This is a genomic window from Antrihabitans auranticaus, assembly GCF_016481275.1.
GTDB lineage: Bacteria > Actinomycetota > Actinomycetes > Mycobacteriales > Mycobacteriaceae > Antrihabitans.
This window is the reverse complement of the sequence record NZ_JAEMNW010000002.1, coordinates 658,763-675,138: the sequence shown is the minus strand read 5'-3', so window position 1 is coordinate 675,138 and position 16,376 is coordinate 658,763. Positions and strand designations below refer to the sequence as shown.

Genomic DNA, 16,376 nt, shown 5'->3' with positions numbered 1-16,376 from the left:
GGCTACCTTCCGAACAAGATCTTGCGAGCGGGAATGCGAATGAGGCGCGGCAGGGCGTCCAGAATGCCGTCGATCGCCGCGTCGAGGCTCTTCTTCTGCTCGACTTTCGCCGCTTTGAACAGGCGAAGCAGCTTCGCCGCTTCCTCGGGGGTCAGCTGCTCGAGAACTTCTCGTGGCTCGCCGAGTTCGGCCACGAGTTCGCTTTCGGATCCGCTCATGGACGTAGCCTACAAATCGGAATCTGTGTCTACTTTTGGGGGCCGTGCAGTGAATACGACCTCGGGCCCCGGCGCGTACTCGAGGATCCCGGGGAGGACGAACGTTCGGATATATCGCCGGAGAACGTCGGGATCGCCGGCCTCGGGAACAGCGCCCGTGAAGATGCCCAAGCCGACGCTGAGGATGAATCTGCTGATATCGGACAACTCGACGTCGGGCCGGAATTCCGTGGCGAACTCCCGGAAGACAGTGCCGAGAAGTCGATAGACGTGGTCGTTCAAAACTGCGGAGTTGCTGAGGATGCGCGCGACTGTGCCCGAATCCTCCGAGGCCAGTAGCACGCGGAAAATGGGGTCGCGCTCGAGTGCACCGTTTGCGTAAGTCAATGCCTCGGTGATCAGTTCGGCTGCATCCTTGCAATGCAACAGATGTCCGACGGTCGTCTCGACCAACCGGTCGAGCGCCCTTTCGATGACACCGACGACGATCTCGTCGCGACCGGCAAAATGCCGATAGACGACCGCTCTCGTGACCCCTGCTTCGTTGGCGATCTCCGCCATCGTGACCCGCAGACCTCGCTCGCCGAAGCAGCGTTCAGCAGTCTCGAGCAGCATCCTGCGGGCCTGCTCAGGCGAATTTCCACCGCCGGGAGGCCGACCACGCCGGCGCGGCCGCGCATTATCGGTGACGCCCATTGCCCTCCGAAGTCGTTGGAGCCAGCAGTGCCGAAGGCAATGTGGACACTACAGGCGCAGGCCCCTCCGACCGGCGGGCAGTTGTGGCGAATTGTGTTGTGGAGCGTCGAGAGTGCAGTTTCACAGGTTGCGGGTCGGCATGACGGCCGGTAGAACTATGCACTCGATGAGTGCGGCACTCCACGGCTTAGCCCAGCTCCGTGCCTCTGCCGAGTTCGGCCCACTCGTGGCAAAGTCTGTTCGGTGACCGCGAATGCACACGAACACGTGATGAAACGTTCGATCACGATCATCTTTGCCGTCACGGCCGGCACGTCGGCGGGTTGCCTCTACTACCTACAGCCGCTCTTGGACGGTGTGGCGGCGGACCTCGGGGTCTCTACACCGTCGGCCGCCCTCCTGATCAGCGCAACGCAAATCGGCTATCTGTGCGGCTTGACGCTCGTCGTCCCGCTTGGTGATTTCCTCGAACGACGCCGCATGGTCCCCGCACTGCTCGTGGGTTCCATGGCGGCCCTGCTATTTTCGGCACTCGCGCCCAATTTCGCCACGTTGCTCGTCGGCGTTTTCGTGACCGGTGTGACGGCCTCCGCGGCCCAGGTCGTGGTGCCGTGGTCTTCGGCGCTCGCAGGCCCCGAAGAGCGTGGTCACGTGGTCGGCATAGTCATGAGCGGCTTGCTCTTGGGGATCCTGTTGTCACGTGTCTTGTCCGGCGCGGTGGCCGAGGTCGGCGGCTGGCGGGCAATTCTGTTCTGCGCGGCCGGTGTTCAGCTCCTCATGTCGGTGGCCGTCTACCTCCTCGCGCCGAACACCGGTCCGGCGACGAGCGGCGAGCGATACCCCGACGTCCTGTTGTCGATATTCGCCCTGATCGGGCGTCACTCGGTGCTCCGTCAGCGCATGTTGCTCGGCTTCCTCAGCATGGCCTGCTTCTCCGGCGTCTGGACCGCGATGTCATTTCTGCTCGCCGGAGACGGCTCGAGCGGATACCGGTACTCCGACTTCGTCATCGGGCTGTTCGGACTTGCCGGCGTCGCGGGCGCAGCGGGTGCACCGCGGGTGGGGCGGCTTGCCGATCGCGGGCATCTCGTCGGTGTGACGACGGGGACCTGGGCGATCGTCCTTGCGAGTTGGGTGCTGGTTGCCTGGGGCGGCTACAACGTGATCGCGCTGATCGTGGCACTGCTGGTGTTCGACTTCGGCATCCAGGGCGCCCACCTGGCCAACCAGACGGCGGTCTACGCGCTCGATCCTGCTTCGCGCAGCCGCCTGACGACGGCCTACATGGTCGCCTTCTTCGCCGGCGGCGTCACCGGCTCGGTCACTGGCGGAATCGCCTACGAGTCGGGCGGTTGGCCGCGGGTCTGCTTGATCGGCTTCGGCACAAGCGTTGTTGCGCTGGCGTGCTGGCTCGTCTTCTGGCGGGCCGACGTCAACGCACGAACGCGCGAGTGACCGGCGCTAGACGGCGGCGTCCACAGTCGCAAGCCCGGCCCGGAGTTGGAACAGTCCCGTTCGAATACGCGACTTGATCGTCGGCAGACCGACGTCGAGCGCAAGCGCGACTTCGCGGTAGGTGTACCCGCCGTAATAGGCGAGGACCAATGCCTCACGCTGCGCTGCGGTAAGACCGGACAACCCGTTACGGATCGCGTCCGTCTCTTCATCCGCAAGCACCGCGTCCGAAACCTCGTCGTACTCCCGGATCCAATTCTGGCGAGCGAAGACCTGATCTCGGTCGGTGGCGGCCTGCTCCTGCCGGACCCGATCGACCGCGCGATGATGAGCCAAGGTGATCAGCCAGCCGAGCACGGTGCCTCGCCCCGGTTCGAACTTCGCGGCCGAGCGCCACACGTGCAGATAGATCTCCTGGGTAGCTTCCTCGGCGTAGTCGCGATCGCGAAGAACTCGCCAGACGACGCCGAAGACGCGAGAACTTGTCCGCTCGTAGAGTTCGGTGAACGCGTGCACATCACCGGCCGCGACCGCAGTGAGCAGCGGTTCGAGCTCGGCCGCAGAGGCCGGACCTAGAGCGTCTCGAGGGCGACCGGAAGCCTGCATCAAGCTGCCCTTGTTCTCCGGCGCCAGGTTTTGCATACCGTGGATCGTCGTTGTGGTGATTTCCCCGCAGTCACCCGAACCTCCGATGCATCGTCGCAGATCAACGGTATCGCCGTTGCACCGGGACCGGTATCGGTCGATCGTCCGACACGACGATCGAGGGCATCGAACGAACGATTTCGTTCTGTCTCCCCCGACCGTCGCATCTGGCCGGTGCTGCCAACTGATTTCTCTCGGAAGTTACGTCTCTTCCCGGTTGGAACTCGTTACAGTTCCTGCGGGTTTCTATTCGTCGGCGATAATTGCGAGGGTCGATTCCGACAGGAAGAACGGTTCGAGGCGCTGGCGAATTTGCGCTGCGAGGACTCCGTTGGCAATGAGTGCCTCGATGATGGGCGGCGCGAGACGCGATCCTTCGGTCACCAGGTCGTCTCGAGTGAGCCCGATTTTCTCGAGCAGCTGCCGAACGGTGAGCTTGCCGCTGGTCGCGAAGAAGGTGTCGATCCACGCATCCACGAGAGACAGCGTGTACTCCTTCTGCCGGACCGACATCGCCAGTCCATGCCCGAGATCGGCGAGCTCACGGGCTTCGTCCTCGGACACGTACTTGCGAAGTTCGCTCACACGCTCCCCTGCGTGCAGGTCCCACACCTCGAGCGCTGCCTCTTCGACAGGCGCTTCCTTGATCAAATCGCGAACCGCATTCTCGGTCTGCTTCAGCGCATACTGCGCACCCTTTCCCGACAGAGCGTCGAGCTGGCCCTTACCGACCTTCGCCGCCGTCGATGCGACCCGATCGCCGACCGAGAACAAGGACGACATGCCAGGGACCCGTTCCGCCTTCTTTCTGTTCTCCGCGACGAAATCGCCGACGATCTTGCCGACGAAGCTCGACGCGAGTTGGGCCACCAGTGGACTCAGGGTCAATCGCTCGAAGATCCGGTCCTGCGCAGTGTTCATTCGCAGCAGTGCCGCGACGAGTGCCTGGAAGTGTTCGCGTTCGATCACTTCGCCGAGGTCGTAGTCCTCAGCGGCGTCGAGATTGTAGAAAGTCTCCACGAACGGGATGACGAGTTCCCCGATCAGCTCGCTTCCGCCGACGTGATCCACACCCATTCGCGCGGTGAGCTTTACGTCCGCCGGATCGACGACATCACCGATCACAATGGTGTCCGCTCCCTCGAGCACCAGGTCGATCTCACGAACGACCACCTCGTCGAAGCGATCCGTGACCTCCGCCAGGACGAACTCGACGAGCGCGTCGAGGAGCTTTTCTGCAACCGCCTGTGGATCCGCCATTCGCTCGCAACCCTTTCCCGAAGTCCAGTAGTGAACCGACTGTGCCACACAATGCCGACAGTTCGCGGCGTGACGCCTTCCTCGGTCACCCTCCGAAGTCGGCGGCCGACACGAACGCAGAACAGAGCGCTTGATCCTTGTCGCCACGACTGTCCTCGACACCGCTGTTCACGTCGACGCCATCCGGTCCGACGGTTCGAATAGCCACCCCGACGTTGGCGGGCGTCAGGCCACCCGCGAGGATGACCGGTCTGCGTCCGGCGACGACGTCGACGATCTCCCTGCTGATCGTCCAGTCGTGCGTGCGGCCGGTACCGCCGAGTCTGTCGCCGGTGCGGGAATCCAGCAGGAGCCCGTCACAAAAGTGGAGCAGCGCTTCGATATTCGCGACAACTTCGGGACCGACGACATGGACGGCCTTCAGAATCTGCCGCGACGTTGCGGCCCGGACAGCTCCGACGGTATCCAGCGATATCTCGCCGTGGAGCTGTATGACGTCCACACCGACCGAATCGGCCAATGCCAGAACACTGTCCGCGTCCGTCAGATGCGTGACCAGCACGGAGCGTACGGAGCGCGGAACCAGCCGGACGAGGTCACGCGCCGACGCCGGAGACAGCGCGTCCTCACTGGTGTGCGTTACTCCGCAGATAACGCCGATCGCATCGACGCCAGCATCGATCGCGGTCGCCAGGTCGGTTGCGGATCTGATTCCGCAGATCTTGCGTCGAAACATCTCCGTCGTCCGGTCCTTCATCCCTGTTGTGTCACTTACCGTTTCCAGGCTTGTCCCTGTCTTTGTCCTTGTCTTTGTCTTTGTTGCCGCCGCTGTTGTTGCCGGGCTGCGCAGGCTCCGGCACGCTCGGCGCCGGTTGTTGGACAGTCGGTTCGGACGACGTCGCCGGACTCGTTACCGGGACCGTCTGAGCGGGTGGTTCGTCCGTGGATCTTGTTGCGAGAGACCACACAACCACGGCGATGGCGACCGCTGCTACCGCGATTGCACCCGCCCAGAGCCGCACCGACCGCGGCGACCGCGGCGAGACGGGCCGTGCGGTCCGGACGTCGACAGGCAGCCGATCAACTGTCGGCAAGAGTGCAGTCGACAGGGGCCCGGGCACTTTGGCAGAAATCTGCTCCAGCCGACTCGCGACCTCCCCAGCGCTCGGCCGATCTTGTGGCGCCGGTGCCGTCATAGCAGCTAGAAGAGTGGACAAGCCACTGTCGATGTCGGCGGGAATCGGCGGTGGACGATGCAACCTCGCGACAGCAGCTTCCACACCGACGCCGGGGTAAGCGATCCGCGCGGTCAGGCATTCGATCAGAACCAGAGCAAGCGAGTAGACATCGCTCGGCGGACCGACGCTATGCGCCAGAGCCTGTTCGGGACTCAGGTAGTTGGCGGTGCCGATCGCCATTCCCCGCGTCGTGAGCCGGGTGCTGTCCACCAGGCGGGCGATTCCGAAATCGGTCAACTTGGCGGCGAACTCGGTCGCGCTGCCGGTCGGAGTATCGAGCAGAATATTTGCAGGCTTGATGTCACGGTGGACCACACCACAGTCGTGTACATATGCGAGCGTGGCGGCAAGTTCGGCTCCCAGCGCCGCAGTCGTCCTCGGATCGATGGAACCGGACGCAAGACGACCGGCAAGGGTCGGTCCGGTGATCAGCTCCATCACCAGGTAGGGGGTCGCGCTGCCGTGCTCGTCGGCAACCGTCCCGGCGTCGAACAAGGTAACGAGTCCGGGGTGTCGAAGGGACGCGAGGGTTCGCGCCTCGGCGTCGATGCGGCGCTGGTCCGAACCTGCTTCGGTATCGAATCGGAATACCTTCACAGCGACCTGACGATGCAACAACTGGTCGTCGGCGCGGAACACGTCCGCCATACCACCGCGACCGATTCGCTCAGCGAGCGTGTACCGACCAGCTACAACGGACCCCGTGGTCAAAATGGTGACTCACCGATCCTCGATCGACTGTGCACTCTGCCTACGACGAAACTAGCAGCCGCGTAATCTCGCGACCGTGACCAGCCCCGAGCCGACGCAGCGCAAAGAGGCGCGCCGCCTCCGCCTGACGCGAAGGCTCGCAGACGCCCTCGAGACGCTCCTCGCACATGGTGATTCCTACTCCGACTTGAGTGTGGAGTCACTCATCAACGAGGTGGGAATCTCGCGATACACCTTCTATGCCTATTACGCCGACAAGGGCGATCTCCTGCAGGCAGTCGGCGAGGACGTCACACTCGACCTCGCCGAGGCCGGCGCCGCGTGGTTCCAACTTCCCACGACAGCGCCGAAAAGTGATCTGCGCGAGGCACTTCGGCCACTGTTCGAGACCTACGGCCGCCACCGCACGGTGTTGCGCGCGATTTCCGAAGCGGCTGCCTACGACGCTCGTATCAGGACGGTTCACCAGGCCCTGGTGAACCGCGCGGCCACAGCACTGCAGGGCCACATCGAGGATGCACAAGCAGCCGGTGCCGCGGCGCCCGAACTCGATGCCGGACGAACCGCGTCCTGGCTCGTCTGGATGCTCGAACGTGGACTCCAGCAACTGGTTTCCGAGGCGCCCGCCGACGAGGTCGGCACACTTCGCGACGCACTGACCGACATCGTATGGCGGACCCTCTACACGGGCCACCGGCCGCAGACATAGCGAAGGGGCTTCCTTTTGGAAGCCCCTTCGCTGTCAGCCCCGAATCAACGCGACGTGACCTTCTCCGCCGGCGCGTGGAGTTCCGAAGCCGTCGCACTCGGCTTCGAGATCGGCGGCCAGAACGGCTCGGGCTGGTCAGCCTCGTGATCCCAGCCGATGCTGCGGATGTAGCGCTCGCGCTGAGTCGGCGTCATGAACCGTGACTTGAACAGACCCCAGAACGTCCACGGGACCGCCTTCTCGCTCTTGACGATGTCGGCGAGCACCTTGATCCACACCACGGACAGGACCAGGGTCAGCGAGCCGATCGTCCAGTCGAGCCACGTCGGAAGTCCGGCGTTGATCGCCAGGAAGACCGGGAATCCGACACCGAATTCGCCCATCGTCGTGCCGATGATGCCGAGCGGGAGCACCAGGAGTCGCTTCCAGCCGCTGTCTTTCACCATGGGCCAGACGAAGTGCAGCAACACGGCGATGGTGCAGATCGCGACGCCATTGGTGAAGGACCAGTAGAAGGGGAACTTGTAGAACTCGAACGGTTGCGTGCCGTAGTACTCGTAGGCGCCCATGATCACACCGGGGTGTTCCATGATCGCGTCGCTGATCCCGCACGCGGCGAACATGAGGAAGAAGCCACGGACGTCGATGCCGCGCTGGATGATCTTGTAGATCCAGTAGGCCTCGAGGCCCATGAACAGCGCATAGCACGGCGGAATGAGAAGCGGCACAGGGATACCGAAGTTCACGAATGCCGGCCCGTGGAGGTTTTCCGACCAACGCAGGTGACCGACGAGGTCGAGCATCGGCTCGCCCAACGAGGTGAGGAAGCCGGCACCGAGCATGAGCAGCGGCAACGTGTCACGGAACTTGATGTAGCGCTTGATCGCCCAGGGTAGCGCGATGACGACGACGAGCAGTCCGGCCCAGAACAGGAAGAACCAGGCAGTGAAGTTGCTCGCCACGATGGGCGACGGATGTGGCAAAAGCTCGCCGTACCCCGGCGAGGGGGTATAGCCCGGATCTGAACTCATCATATGCGTGGACCTCCTGGCGATCGGGTCCGCGTCGAGACGCGGCTGGCAACGTGTTGTGACCATACAGAGTGTTAGATTCGAATGTCACGTAAAAACAGACATTAGAAACACGTATCTTTTCGCAATCCGGATCTACGTATCCATCTGCGTATTCGGCCCGATCCGCACCGATCTCTCCACGCTCAGAATGAGCGGAGTAAGCCAGCTCGACGAGGGGAAGCGGATGCCGCAGACCGAGACCACCCACGATCTTCGAATCCTTCAGGCCGCACGACTCAAGGGACGTCCGACCGAGTCCGGCCTCATTGCCGCTGCAGGCATCAGCGAATCCGATGCCCGCGCCGTGGTGGAGTCACTCATCGAGGCTGGGTCACTTGCGCGCGCCGGCACTCGGCTGAAACTCACCGCCCACGGCCGCGCGCAGCTGGACGCTCTTCTTGCTGCCGAACGCACCTTCGTCGACCAGGAAGTCCTCACGCAGCTGTGCGACGACTTCGACGAGATAAACGCGGTCTTCGATCGGCTCGTCACAGACTGGCAGCTGATCGACGGAAGTCGCCCCAACGATCACACCGACGCCGCCTATGACGCCGCGATCATGGCACGGCTCAGCGAGGTCCATCACTGGTTCGCACCCCTCTTGGATCAGCTCGTCACGGTAGCGCCCCGGCTCGCGCCGTATCCGGATCGGTTCGCCAACGCACTCGCGAATGTCTCTGCAGGCGAACATAAGTGGCTGTCATTGCCACTGATCGACAGTTATCACACAGTGTGGTTCGAGCTGCACGAAGACCTCATCGGCCTCGCGGACGCCGACGGCCAGCGGATTCGTCTCGACGGCAATACCGGCACAGTCACATTCCTCAGCGCCACATCCCAACCAGGAGAGAGTTCGACATGACAACGAGAATTCAAATCCTCTGCGCAAGCAGTGGTTTCGTATTCGTAGTAGCGCTGTTCGGCGGCTTGCTTACTACCGGATTCTTCCCTCTGCCTTCCCCCGATCTGCCGAAGGAAGCGGTCTCCGCCCTGTGGCAGGACAATCCGAACGCCATCCGTCTCGGCCTTGTCATCATGATGTTCGGTGCGGCCCTTACAGCACCGCTCGTAGCCGCAATCTCGTTCCAGCTCAAACGAATCGGTCGGCACACCGAGACGCTGGCAAGTGTGCAGCTCATCTGCGGAACCGCCGGCGTGGTCGCGATCTTCATGCCCATCATGATCATGATGGCCGCGAGCTACCGTCCCGAGCGTGATCCCGACGTCCTGATGCTCGCCAACGACATGGCCTGGATTCCGTTCATCATCAACGGCCCACCCGCGATCTTCCAGTGCATCTCGATCGGCATCGCAATCCTCACCGACAAGGGCCACGCGCCGATCTACCCGCGCTGGGTGGGCTACCTCAACCTGTGGATCGCCTTCACCTTCCTGCCCGCATGCCTGCTGCTGTTCTTCAAGACAGGCCCCTTCGCGTGGAACGGGCTGCTATCGTTCTGGCTCGCCGCAACGACATTCGGCACCTGGTTCCTCGTGATGGCGACCATGACGATTATCGCAGCGCGACGCGAGCCCGAGGTTTCGGCTGAGGTCGTCGTCGGTTCGAAGGACTTCGAGCGAGCATGACAGCCGTCGACCTATCGGATCGGTTCCCTACGGATACCGATCCGGCCGCGAAGAGGTCCGGTAAGTACCTGCCCGGCGAGGTCGGGCTGTGGGTGATGGTCATCGGCGACATGACCTTCTTCAGCCTGTTCTTCGGGATGATCCTGGTTTGCCGCGGACAGCAGAAGGAGATGTTCGACGCCGCGCAGAATCTCCTGCACCCGGACCTGGCGGTCGTCAATACCCTTGTGCTCCTGACGGGTTCGTACTTCGTGGCACGCGCATTGCACAGCCTGCGCAATGGTGGCAGGCCACGCGGCCTCGTCGTCGCTACCATGGGGTGCGCGATCACATTCGCCACGATCAAGGTCACCGAGTACGTCGATCTCGTCCAGGGCGGGCACACCCTGACAACGAACGACTTCTTCATGTACTACTTCGTATTCACCGGAATCCATCTGCTGCACTTGCTGATCGGGTTCTGCATGCTGGTGGCACTGCTGGTGATTGCGTTCACTCCCAAGACTCGGCAACTAACGCGTGGGCGCCTCAAGCTCGCCGAAATCAGCGCGGTCATCTGGCACATGATCGACCTGCTCTGGTTGGTCCTCTTCCCCCTCTTCTACGTGGTGCACTGACATGACCCTGCGACGAACAACAACCGTCTACCTGATCCTCGCTTTCGCAACGATCGCGAGCTGGTTCATCGGCACCGAGGAAGCGGACTCACACGAAACCCTCGTCGGCGCCGTCGTGATCACGATTGCCTTCGTCAAACTACGTCTCGTCGGCAATCACTTCATGGAGATCGGAAACGCACCCACACCCTTGCGGGCGGTCTTCGAAACGTACGTATTCGGCACTCTCGCAGTCCTCCTCGGGTTGTTTTTGTTCATGTAGCTGCGCGCAGCTGGACCCGACGTGCCGCTCACCGACTACCGGCTGGTGCTCAGCGATTCAACCCGGCCTGATCAGCCCGCCCAGGCACTTACCGGGCGGGCTTCCCGCACTTTGCTCAGCCAACCGCCTGGTCGGCGTGGGTGACTCTCCGCCCACCCGCCGATCAGGCAGTTACCGGGCGGGCTTCCCGCACTTTGCTCAGCCAACCTCCTGGTCGGCGTGGGTGACTCACCGCCCACCCGCCGACCAGGCACTTACCGGGCGGGCTTCCCGCAGTTTGCTCAGGCAACCGCCCCCTCGACAACCACGACCCCGCAACCCACCCCGCCGACCAGGCACTTACCGGGCGGGCTTCCCGCACTTTGCTCAGCCAACCGCCCCCTCGACAACCACGACCCCGCAACCCACCCCCGACCAGGCCCCTACTGGGCGGGCTTCCCGCACTTTGCTCAGCCAAACGCCTGGTCGGCGTGGGTGACTCTCCGCCCACCCGCCGACCAGGCACTTACCGGGCGGGCCTCCCCCACTTTGCTCAGCCAACCGCCTCGTCGGCGTTCGTGACTCTCCGCCCACCCACTTACCGGGCGGGCTTCCCGCACTTTGCTCAGCCAACCGCCCCCTCGACAACCACGACCCCGCAACCCACCCGCCGACCGGGCACTTACCGGGCGGGCGTCCCGCACCTTGCTCAGCCAACCGCCCCCTCGACAACCCCAATCTGGGCTCACCTGTGGATAGGCTCGGGGTTATCCACAGCGCAGAAAATCGGCGAAGTGCGACGCCAGCGAATTTGCCATGCTGAGTGGATGGGGGAATTCGATCGACCATTTCGGGGGTCGCAGGCAATCCAACTCGGCGAGCTGACAGAGCACCAACTGCGCCACGACTTCACGCGCATTTACCGTGACGTGTACGTGCGAAAACGCGTCGAAGTTACTGCACATGTTCGGGCGCTAGCAGCGGCCGCGTACTCCGGGAAAGACGCCATCCTCTCTGGCCGTTCGGCCGCGGCGATTCACGGGACGAAGTGGATCGACGGTCACGAACCCGCGGAAGTGATTCGGCACGACCACTTTCATGCTCCGCGAGGTTTGGCCGTTCGGCAGTACAAGGTTGAACCCGACGAGATCATGGCGGTCGACGGTATTCGGGTGACAACACCAGCCCGCACGGCATTCGATCTGGGGCGAACACTGCACGCTCCGAAGTCGATCGAGATCGTCGATGCGCTTTGCAACGCAACAGGTCTGAAGCCCCTGGAGGTCAGCGCCCTGGCCGAGAGGCATCCCGGAGCTCGCGGAATCGTGGCGTTGCGCTCGATGCTCGACCTCGTCGACGGCGGCGCCGAGTCACCGCCCGAAACACGAACTCGTCTGGCCATCATCGAATCCGGACTGCCTCGTCCCGACACTCAGATAATCGTTACCGACGAATATGGGCTGTTCGTAGCCCAAGTCGACCTGGGTTGGCGGCGTTGGAAGGTCGGTGTCGAGTACGACGGCGACGGCCATTGGAGCATTTCGGAACAGAAGGAACGCGACCTCGAGCGATATCCGCAGCTCGAGGAACTGGGTTGGCGCATAGTTCGTGTGGGCACCAGGTTGCTGAACAGGCCGGCCTCGCTGCATCGCCGCGTCCATGCCAAGCTCCGCGACGCCGGAGCCCCAGTATGAGCGCCGACCAGGCATTTACCTGACCGAACCGCGACCCCCCACCTCCACAACAGCCTGATCGACGCCCCGCTTGATCAGCCCCGCCCACCCGCGGGGATGGCTTGCTCCCCCATCCACACGGTGATCTGGTTTCGTGAGGTGAAGCCGAGCTTCGTGAGGATGTTCTCGACATGAGTTTCGGCGGTGCGCTTGGAGATGACGAGCCTTTCGGCGATGTCCTTGTTGCTCACGCCCTGGGCAACCAACGTGGCAATTTCGTTCTCGCGCTTGGTCAGTACTCCCGACGGCGAACGCGCGGGCCCCGCTGCGGCCGGCTTGCGAGCCACGGTCTCACCGAGTGCGAACTTCGTCGCTTCCGCCATCGACAAGGAACGCCCCTGGGCCCAGGCCGCATCGCGGTCGGCCTCCGAGAGCGACGCGGCGACCGTCGCGAGTGCGCCTTGATGATGGACGAACAGTCCACGCAACGCCGAAGTCGACGTTTCGATCCGGTCCCACACACTGTCGGCAGCACCGAGCACGATGGCCGCTCGCTCCGGCTCCGACGTCACCGCAATCCAGCCGAGTCCCTCCAGACAGAGGCCGATTCCCACCGGATCGTCGATCCGACGCGCAATCACGAGCGCGCTCTTGTACAGCTTCTCGGCTTCGGTGACTGCACCGCTGCTCCATCTGGTGAAGCCGGCAATCCACGTCGAATAGCCCCGGGCCCAACTCTCGTCGACCGGTTCGGTGATCGCACGGCACTCTTCGTAGCACTCCATCGCACGTTCGAAATTGCCCGAGAACACGTGTGCGAGCTGCAACAGATACAGCGTCTGCGTGATCTCGGAGGTGTCGCCAGCCTCCCGGAACACGTCGAGCGCTTCGTCGAAAAGCTCGATCGAACGCTCGATGTCGCCGCTGAACAATGCCACGAAACCTGCCGTCTGCGTGAACAGATTCTCGACCGGACCGCCGACCTCGTCGGCAACCCTCTGCCCCTCCACCAAGAGGCGCAGCGAGCTGGCGATGTCGCCACTTGCCGCCGACCACCAACAGGCCGTCCGCAATGCCAACGCGCGCGTCAATGTCGGCTGCGGCGACAAAGGCAGCAACCGTTTGAACCACATCAAACCGGGATGAAACAGGCCCTCGGCAAGGCCGAACTCGTGCAGATCGGCACCCATTTGCAGACCGGGCTCGGCCTCGTTGGGTTCGCCAAAACAGAATCCGAGCGCAGCCTGCAAGTTGCCCGTTTCCCGGCGCATCGTGCGGATCCATTCCGCCTGCCGCTGGCTGATCCAGTCTCGATGTGCGAGCTGAGCCAGCGCGACGTACCAATCACGATGGCGCCGACGGAATTCCGTCAGCTCACCCGATTCCTCGAGCCGCTTCAGACCGCGATGACGAAGCGGGGGAAGCAGACGGAATCTGGTTCGCGCGTCATACTTTTGAGCCGTGAGCACCGACTTCTCGACAAGCGACGCGATGGTGTCGCCCAGCGGCTCGTCGGCCACACCGGCGCACACCGACTCCGCCGCGTCGAGTGTGAAACCGTCGAAGAACACCGAGACCGCGGCCCACACGTCGCGCTCCGCGTCGGTGCACAGCTCGTAACTCCATTCGATGCAGGCCGCCATGGTGCGCTGCCGGTCCGGGGCAGTTCGGCTTCCCCTCGTGAGCAAGGCCCAGCGACCGGTCAAGTTTCCCGCAAGCTCGGCGGGCGACATCGTGCGCAGGCGCACGGCAGCGAGCTCGATCGCAAGCGGAATGCCCTCGAGTTTTGCGCAGACCTCGGCGATCGCCGCGCCGTTGGCATCGGACAGCTCGAAATCAGGCGCGACTGCCTTGGCCCTGTCGATGAACAGGCTGACCGCCTCGAAAGCGTGCAATGCCGACGACGAGCCCCCGACGTTCACCGGCGGAAGGCTCAGGGGCGAAACGGCGTGGACTGTCTCTCCGTCGATGCGCAGCGGTTCCCGGCTCGTGGCAAGAATGCGGACCCGGGCGCAGCGACGCAGGAGCGTGTCAGCCAACTCGGCGGCAGCGTCGACCAAGTGCTCACAGTTGTCGAGGACGAGAAGTACCTCCTTCTCCAGGAGGTACTCGGCGAGCCAGTCGGGTCCGGCCCGCTGGACACGTGCTTGCAGACCGAGGGCGGATGCCACGGATTGTGTCAGCAGCGCAGGATCGCTGATCGACGCGAGCGAGACGAAGTAGACGCCGTCGGCGAACGCGCGGCGCAGGTCGGCGACCGTACGCAACGCCAGTCGGGTCTTGCCGACACCACCGAACCCCGTGAGCGTCACCAGCCGCGCGTCGCTGAGGAGTTGCCGGATCTCGCCGCGTTCGCGTCTTCTGCCGACGAAACTCGTCGTTTCGTGCGGGAGTCCAGGCGAGGCTTTCGGTCCTGCTACGGCTGCGACCATCACCATAGATTCTCTACTTCAGCGTAGATTTGCAAACTTCCTCAGCGCACGGGGCGGAGCGGGCGCCGTTGCCGACACCCGCTCTCTGATCTTCGGTTGTCAGGACCGCACAGCAGGGAACGCATCGTTCGGGCCACTGTCGTACACACTCGTCGACTTTTCCCGGCGCAGTTTGTCGGTCAGGATGCCCAACCGACCACCCCGATCTTCACGGGCGAACTGCTTCAGCATTGTGCGCGCGGCGTTCTGACCTGGCATTCCACTGATTCCCGCGACCGGGTGTGTACCCGATCCGGTTAGGAACAGGCCGTCGACGGGGGTCTTGTAGCCCGCGAAGCCCGCGACCGGCTTGTTCGGACCGAAGCGCGTAATCGTCGGGTCGACGTGATAGACGCTGCCGTCGATCGCCCAGAACCGCTCCTCGATGTCAGGCAGGGCAAGCGGACGGCGCGCGATCTCCAGGCTCTCGACGCCCTTGTAGTACTGCTCCGCGTCGCGGATCACACTCTCGGTGATTTCCTTGCGTGCCACATCCCAGCCATCACGCGGAATCGACGGGGTCAGACCCGTCCAGAACCACCACAGGTCCTTGCCCTTCGGCGACATCGACGGGTCGAACGCATTCGTCACCTGCGCGAGACCCGGAATCGCGTCCGGAACCTCACCGCGCACGCACGAGCGCGCGGCGGCGAGCGCCTGCTCGTAGGTGTGATAGCAGTTGCACGCCAGCCGCAGGTCGATACCGTCACCGCGCCACTTCTCGTGCTTGCTCATGTCGATCTTGCCGGACAGTGCGACGTTCAACTTGTAGTCGGCGATCCCACGCTTCTTGGTCGGAATGTGGTCGGCAGCGTTCTGCTTCTTCGGCTCCAGCACACCCGCAGGCAACAACCGGGTCAGTGTCGTCTTGGGGCTGCACGCGGTCAGAACACCGCGCCGCGCGAGGATTTCCTGACCACCCGCGACGCGCACACCAGTGCAGCGGTTGCCGTTCATGATCAGCTGCTCGACCGGCGAACTCGTGATGACCTGGCCCCCATGCGACTCGATCACCTTGATCAATGCCTTGGGCAGCGAACCCGTGCCACCGTGGAACATCGCAACGCCGTACTTGCTCAGGACGCCGAGATAGATCAGCGACCAGCCGCTCATGTCGGCGTCGAACGGCATGAACGGCAGCGACGTCAGCAACGGCGCCCGAATCATGTCGTGCTCGAAGCTTTCCTCGATCGCCTCGGCCTGCGAACTGGACATCCAGCGGCCGACGTTGATGAGTTGCTTCCGGTTCTTCGCGACGCCCTTGACCGCTTTCATGATCTTCAGCAGTTCCGGACGCGTGACATTGGTCTGCATCATCGGCAGGCCGATGTCGACGGCGGCGTCGATGACCTCGTACAGCTCCAGCAGCGCCCGCGCATCCTTCTTCGAGAAGTACTCGAGTTCCGCAGCGGTCTTGCGCGGATCGCGCCAGAGGCCCAAAGAGCTTCCATCAGCGGCCAATTGGAAGTGCGCCGGATCGATGACGGTCTGACGTAGACCGTGCTTCTTCGACAAACCGAGGTCCTTGTCGATCGTTGTCGTGCGGAACAACGACGCCTGGATCGATGCCTCGTTGATCATGTACTCCGGCGCTTCCGGAGTGAACGGATTGGTCGACGTCATTCCGCCGGCGGTCGGCGAAGCCTCGACCACGAGCACGTCGAGGCCGGACTGGGCCAGATACGCAGCAGCGACAAGTCCGTTGTGGCCTGAGCCGACGACAACGACGTCAGCCTCGCGTGGAGTTTGGGGAGGTTTCGACATGTAGCGAGTCCTTCGATC

The 16,376-nt window shown here is 63.3% G+C and carries 16 protein-coding genes; 7 read left to right on the top strand and 9 right to left on the bottom strand.

Going from position 1 to position 16,376, the window contains the following annotated elements; translation table 11 throughout:
- Positions 1 to 2 precede the first annotated feature (2 nt).
- Together JGU72_RS11145 and JGU72_RS11140 are read right to left on the bottom strand one after the other, a co-directional pair.
- Positions 3 to 218: a hypothetical protein gene (locus JGU72_RS11145; protein ID WP_199683975.1), complete on the bottom strand. Its 216-nt coding sequence runs from the start codon at positions 216 to 218 to the stop codon at positions 3 to 5.
- Between the two features lie 9 nt (positions 219 to 227).
- Positions 228 to 914 (bottom strand): TetR/AcrR family transcriptional regulator, encoded by a 687-nt coding sequence (locus JGU72_RS11140; protein WP_199683974.1) that lies wholly within the window; start codon positions 912 to 914, stop codon positions 228 to 230.
- Positions 915 to 1,157: 243 nt separating this feature from the next.
- Between JGU72_RS11140 and JGU72_RS11135 the strand changes: the two genes are divergently transcribed.
- Positions 1,158 to 2,369 carry an MFS transporter gene (locus JGU72_RS11135; protein WP_307828388.1) on the top strand — a complete coding sequence of 404 codons (1,212 nt, stop codon included), beginning with the start codon at positions 1,158 to 1,160 and terminating at the stop codon, positions 2,367 to 2,369.
- 6 nt (positions 2,370 to 2,375) lie between these two features.
- On the opposite strand, the gene sigK is transcribed toward JGU72_RS11135, so the two are convergent.
- From sigK to JGU72_RS11115, 4 genes are all read right to left on the bottom strand, one after another.
- Positions 2,376 to 3,011 (bottom strand): ECF RNA polymerase sigma factor SigK, encoded by a 636-nt coding sequence (gene sigK, locus JGU72_RS11130; RefSeq protein WP_233531873.1) that lies wholly within the window; start codon positions 3,009 to 3,011, stop codon positions 2,376 to 2,378.
- Between the two features lie 249 nt (positions 3,012 to 3,260).
- Positions 3,261 to 4,274 carry a hypothetical protein gene (locus JGU72_RS11125; protein WP_199683973.1) on the bottom strand — a complete coding sequence of 338 codons (1,014 nt, stop codon included), beginning with the start codon at positions 4,272 to 4,274 and terminating at the stop codon, positions 3,261 to 3,263.
- An 85-nt stretch (positions 4,275 to 4,359) separates the two neighbouring features.
- Positions 4,360 to 5,031 (bottom strand): phosphoribosylanthranilate isomerase, encoded by a 672-nt coding sequence (locus tag JGU72_RS11120; RefSeq protein ID WP_233531865.1) that lies wholly within the window; start codon positions 5,029 to 5,031, stop codon positions 4,360 to 4,362.
- Between the two features lie 10 nt (positions 5,032 to 5,041).
- Positions 5,042 to 6,223 carry a serine/threonine-protein kinase gene (locus tag JGU72_RS11115; RefSeq protein WP_267909193.1) on the bottom strand — a complete coding sequence of 394 codons (1,182 nt, stop codon included), beginning with the start codon at positions 6,221 to 6,223 and terminating at the stop codon, positions 5,042 to 5,044.
- Between the two features lie 76 nt (positions 6,224 to 6,299).
- Here JGU72_RS11115 and JGU72_RS11110 point away from each other — a divergent pair, with 76 nt between their 5' ends.
- Complete coding sequence (locus tag JGU72_RS11110) at positions 6,300 to 6,932, top strand: TetR/AcrR family transcriptional regulator (RefSeq protein ID WP_199683971.1); 633 nt, start codon at positions 6,300 to 6,302, stop codon at positions 6,930 to 6,932.
- Between the two features lie 44 nt (positions 6,933 to 6,976).
- On the opposite strand, the gene JGU72_RS11105 is transcribed toward JGU72_RS11110, so the two are convergent.
- Positions 6,977 to 7,966 (bottom strand): hypothetical protein, encoded by a 990-nt coding sequence (locus JGU72_RS11105; protein WP_233531863.1) that lies wholly within the window; start codon positions 7,964 to 7,966, stop codon positions 6,977 to 6,979.
- A 187-nt stretch (positions 7,967 to 8,153) separates the two neighbouring features.
- Here JGU72_RS11105 and JGU72_RS11100 point away from each other — a divergent pair, with 187 nt between their 5' ends.
- The 5 genes from JGU72_RS11100 to JGU72_RS11080 all read left to right on the top strand — a co-directional run bounded on the left by JGU72_RS11100 (position 8,154) and on the right by JGU72_RS11080 (position 12,144).
- A complete protein-coding gene (locus JGU72_RS11100; RefSeq protein ID WP_199683969.1) occupies positions 8,154 to 8,867 on the top strand; it encodes a hypothetical protein in 714 nt (237 codons plus the stop codon).
- The gene (locus JGU72_RS11095; protein ID WP_199683968.1) at positions 8,864 to 9,592 is read left to right on the top strand and encodes a hypothetical protein; all 729 of its coding nucleotides are present in this window, start codon (positions 8,864 to 8,866) and stop codon (positions 9,590 to 9,592) included. The genes JGU72_RS11100 and JGU72_RS11095 overlap by 4 nt, the downstream gene beginning before the upstream one ends.
- Positions 9,589 to 10,209, top strand: coding sequence for a cytochrome c oxidase subunit 3 (locus JGU72_RS11090; RefSeq protein WP_199683967.1), 621 nt, complete (start codon positions 9,589 to 9,591; stop codon positions 10,207 to 10,209). Before JGU72_RS11095 ends, JGU72_RS11090 begins: the two co-directional genes overlap by 4 nt.
- 1 nt (position 10,210) lies before the next feature.
- Complete coding sequence (locus JGU72_RS11085) at positions 10,211 to 10,471, top strand: cytochrome C oxidase subunit IV family protein (RefSeq protein WP_199683966.1); 261 nt, start codon at positions 10,211 to 10,213, stop codon at positions 10,469 to 10,471.
- 806 nt (positions 10,472 to 11,277) lie between these two features.
- Entirely contained in the window at positions 11,278 to 12,144 is an 867-nt protein-coding gene (locus JGU72_RS11080) for a hypothetical protein (RefSeq protein WP_199683965.1), read from the top strand.
- 74 nt (positions 12,145 to 12,218) lie between these two features.
- Here JGU72_RS11080 and JGU72_RS11075 read toward each other — a convergent pair whose 3' ends face one another.
- Positions 12,219 to 14,555 carry a LuxR C-terminal-related transcriptional regulator gene (locus JGU72_RS11075; RefSeq protein ID WP_199683964.1) on the bottom strand — a complete coding sequence of 779 codons (2,337 nt, stop codon included), beginning with the start codon at positions 14,553 to 14,555 and terminating at the stop codon, positions 12,219 to 12,221.
- Positions 14,556 to 14,654: 99 nt separating this feature from the next.
- Positions 14,655 to 16,358 carry a phytoene desaturase family protein gene (locus tag JGU72_RS11070; RefSeq protein WP_199683963.1) on the bottom strand — a complete coding sequence of 568 codons (1,704 nt, stop codon included), beginning with the start codon at positions 16,356 to 16,358 and terminating at the stop codon, positions 14,655 to 14,657.
- Between the last annotated feature and the right edge of the window lie 18 nt (positions 16,359 to 16,376).

Coding starts and splice junctions, on each gene's coding strand:
- JGU72_RS11085 (WP_199683966.1), top strand. CDS start 10,211: ATGACCCTGCGACGAACAACAACCGTCTACCTGATCCTCGCTTTCGCA.
- JGU72_RS11125 (WP_199683973.1), bottom strand. CDS start 4,274: ATGGCGGATCCACAGGCGGTTGCAGAAAAGCTCCTCGACGCGCTCGTC.
- JGU72_RS11140 (WP_199683974.1), bottom strand. CDS start 914: ATGGGCGTCACCGATAATGCGCGGCCGCGCCGGCGTGGTCGGCCTCCC.
- JGU72_RS11120 (WP_233531865.1), bottom strand. CDS start 5,031: ATGAAGGACCGGACGACGGAGATGTTTCGACGCAAGATCTGCGGAATC.
- JGU72_RS11095 (WP_199683968.1), top strand. CDS start 8,864: ATGACAACGAGAATTCAAATCCTCTGCGCAAGCAGTGGTTTCGTATTC.
- JGU72_RS11090 (WP_199683967.1), top strand. CDS start 9,589: ATGACAGCCGTCGACCTATCGGATCGGTTCCCTACGGATACCGATCCG.
- JGU72_RS11080 (WP_199683965.1), top strand. CDS start 11,278: ATGGGGGAATTCGATCGACCATTTCGGGGGTCGCAGGCAATCCAACTC.
- JGU72_RS11145 (WP_199683975.1), bottom strand. CDS start 218: ATGAGCGGATCCGAAAGCGAACTCGTGGCCGAACTCGGCGAGCCACGA.
- sigK (WP_233531873.1), bottom strand. CDS start 3,011: ATGCAAAACCTGGCGCCGGAGAACAAGGGCAGCTTGATGCAGGCTTCC.
- JGU72_RS11075 (WP_199683964.1), bottom strand. CDS start 14,555: ATGGTCGCAGCCGTAGCAGGACCGAAAGCCTCGCCTGGACTCCCGCAC.
- JGU72_RS11070 (WP_199683963.1), bottom strand. CDS start 16,358: ATGTCGAAACCTCCCCAAACTCCACGCGAGGCTGACGTCGTTGTCGTC.
- JGU72_RS11105 (WP_233531863.1), bottom strand. CDS start 7,966: ATGATGAGTTCAGATCCGGGCTATACCCCCTCGCCGGGGTACGGCGAG.
- JGU72_RS11100 (WP_199683969.1), top strand. CDS start 8,154: ATGAGCGGAGTAAGCCAGCTCGACGAGGGGAAGCGGATGCCGCAGACC.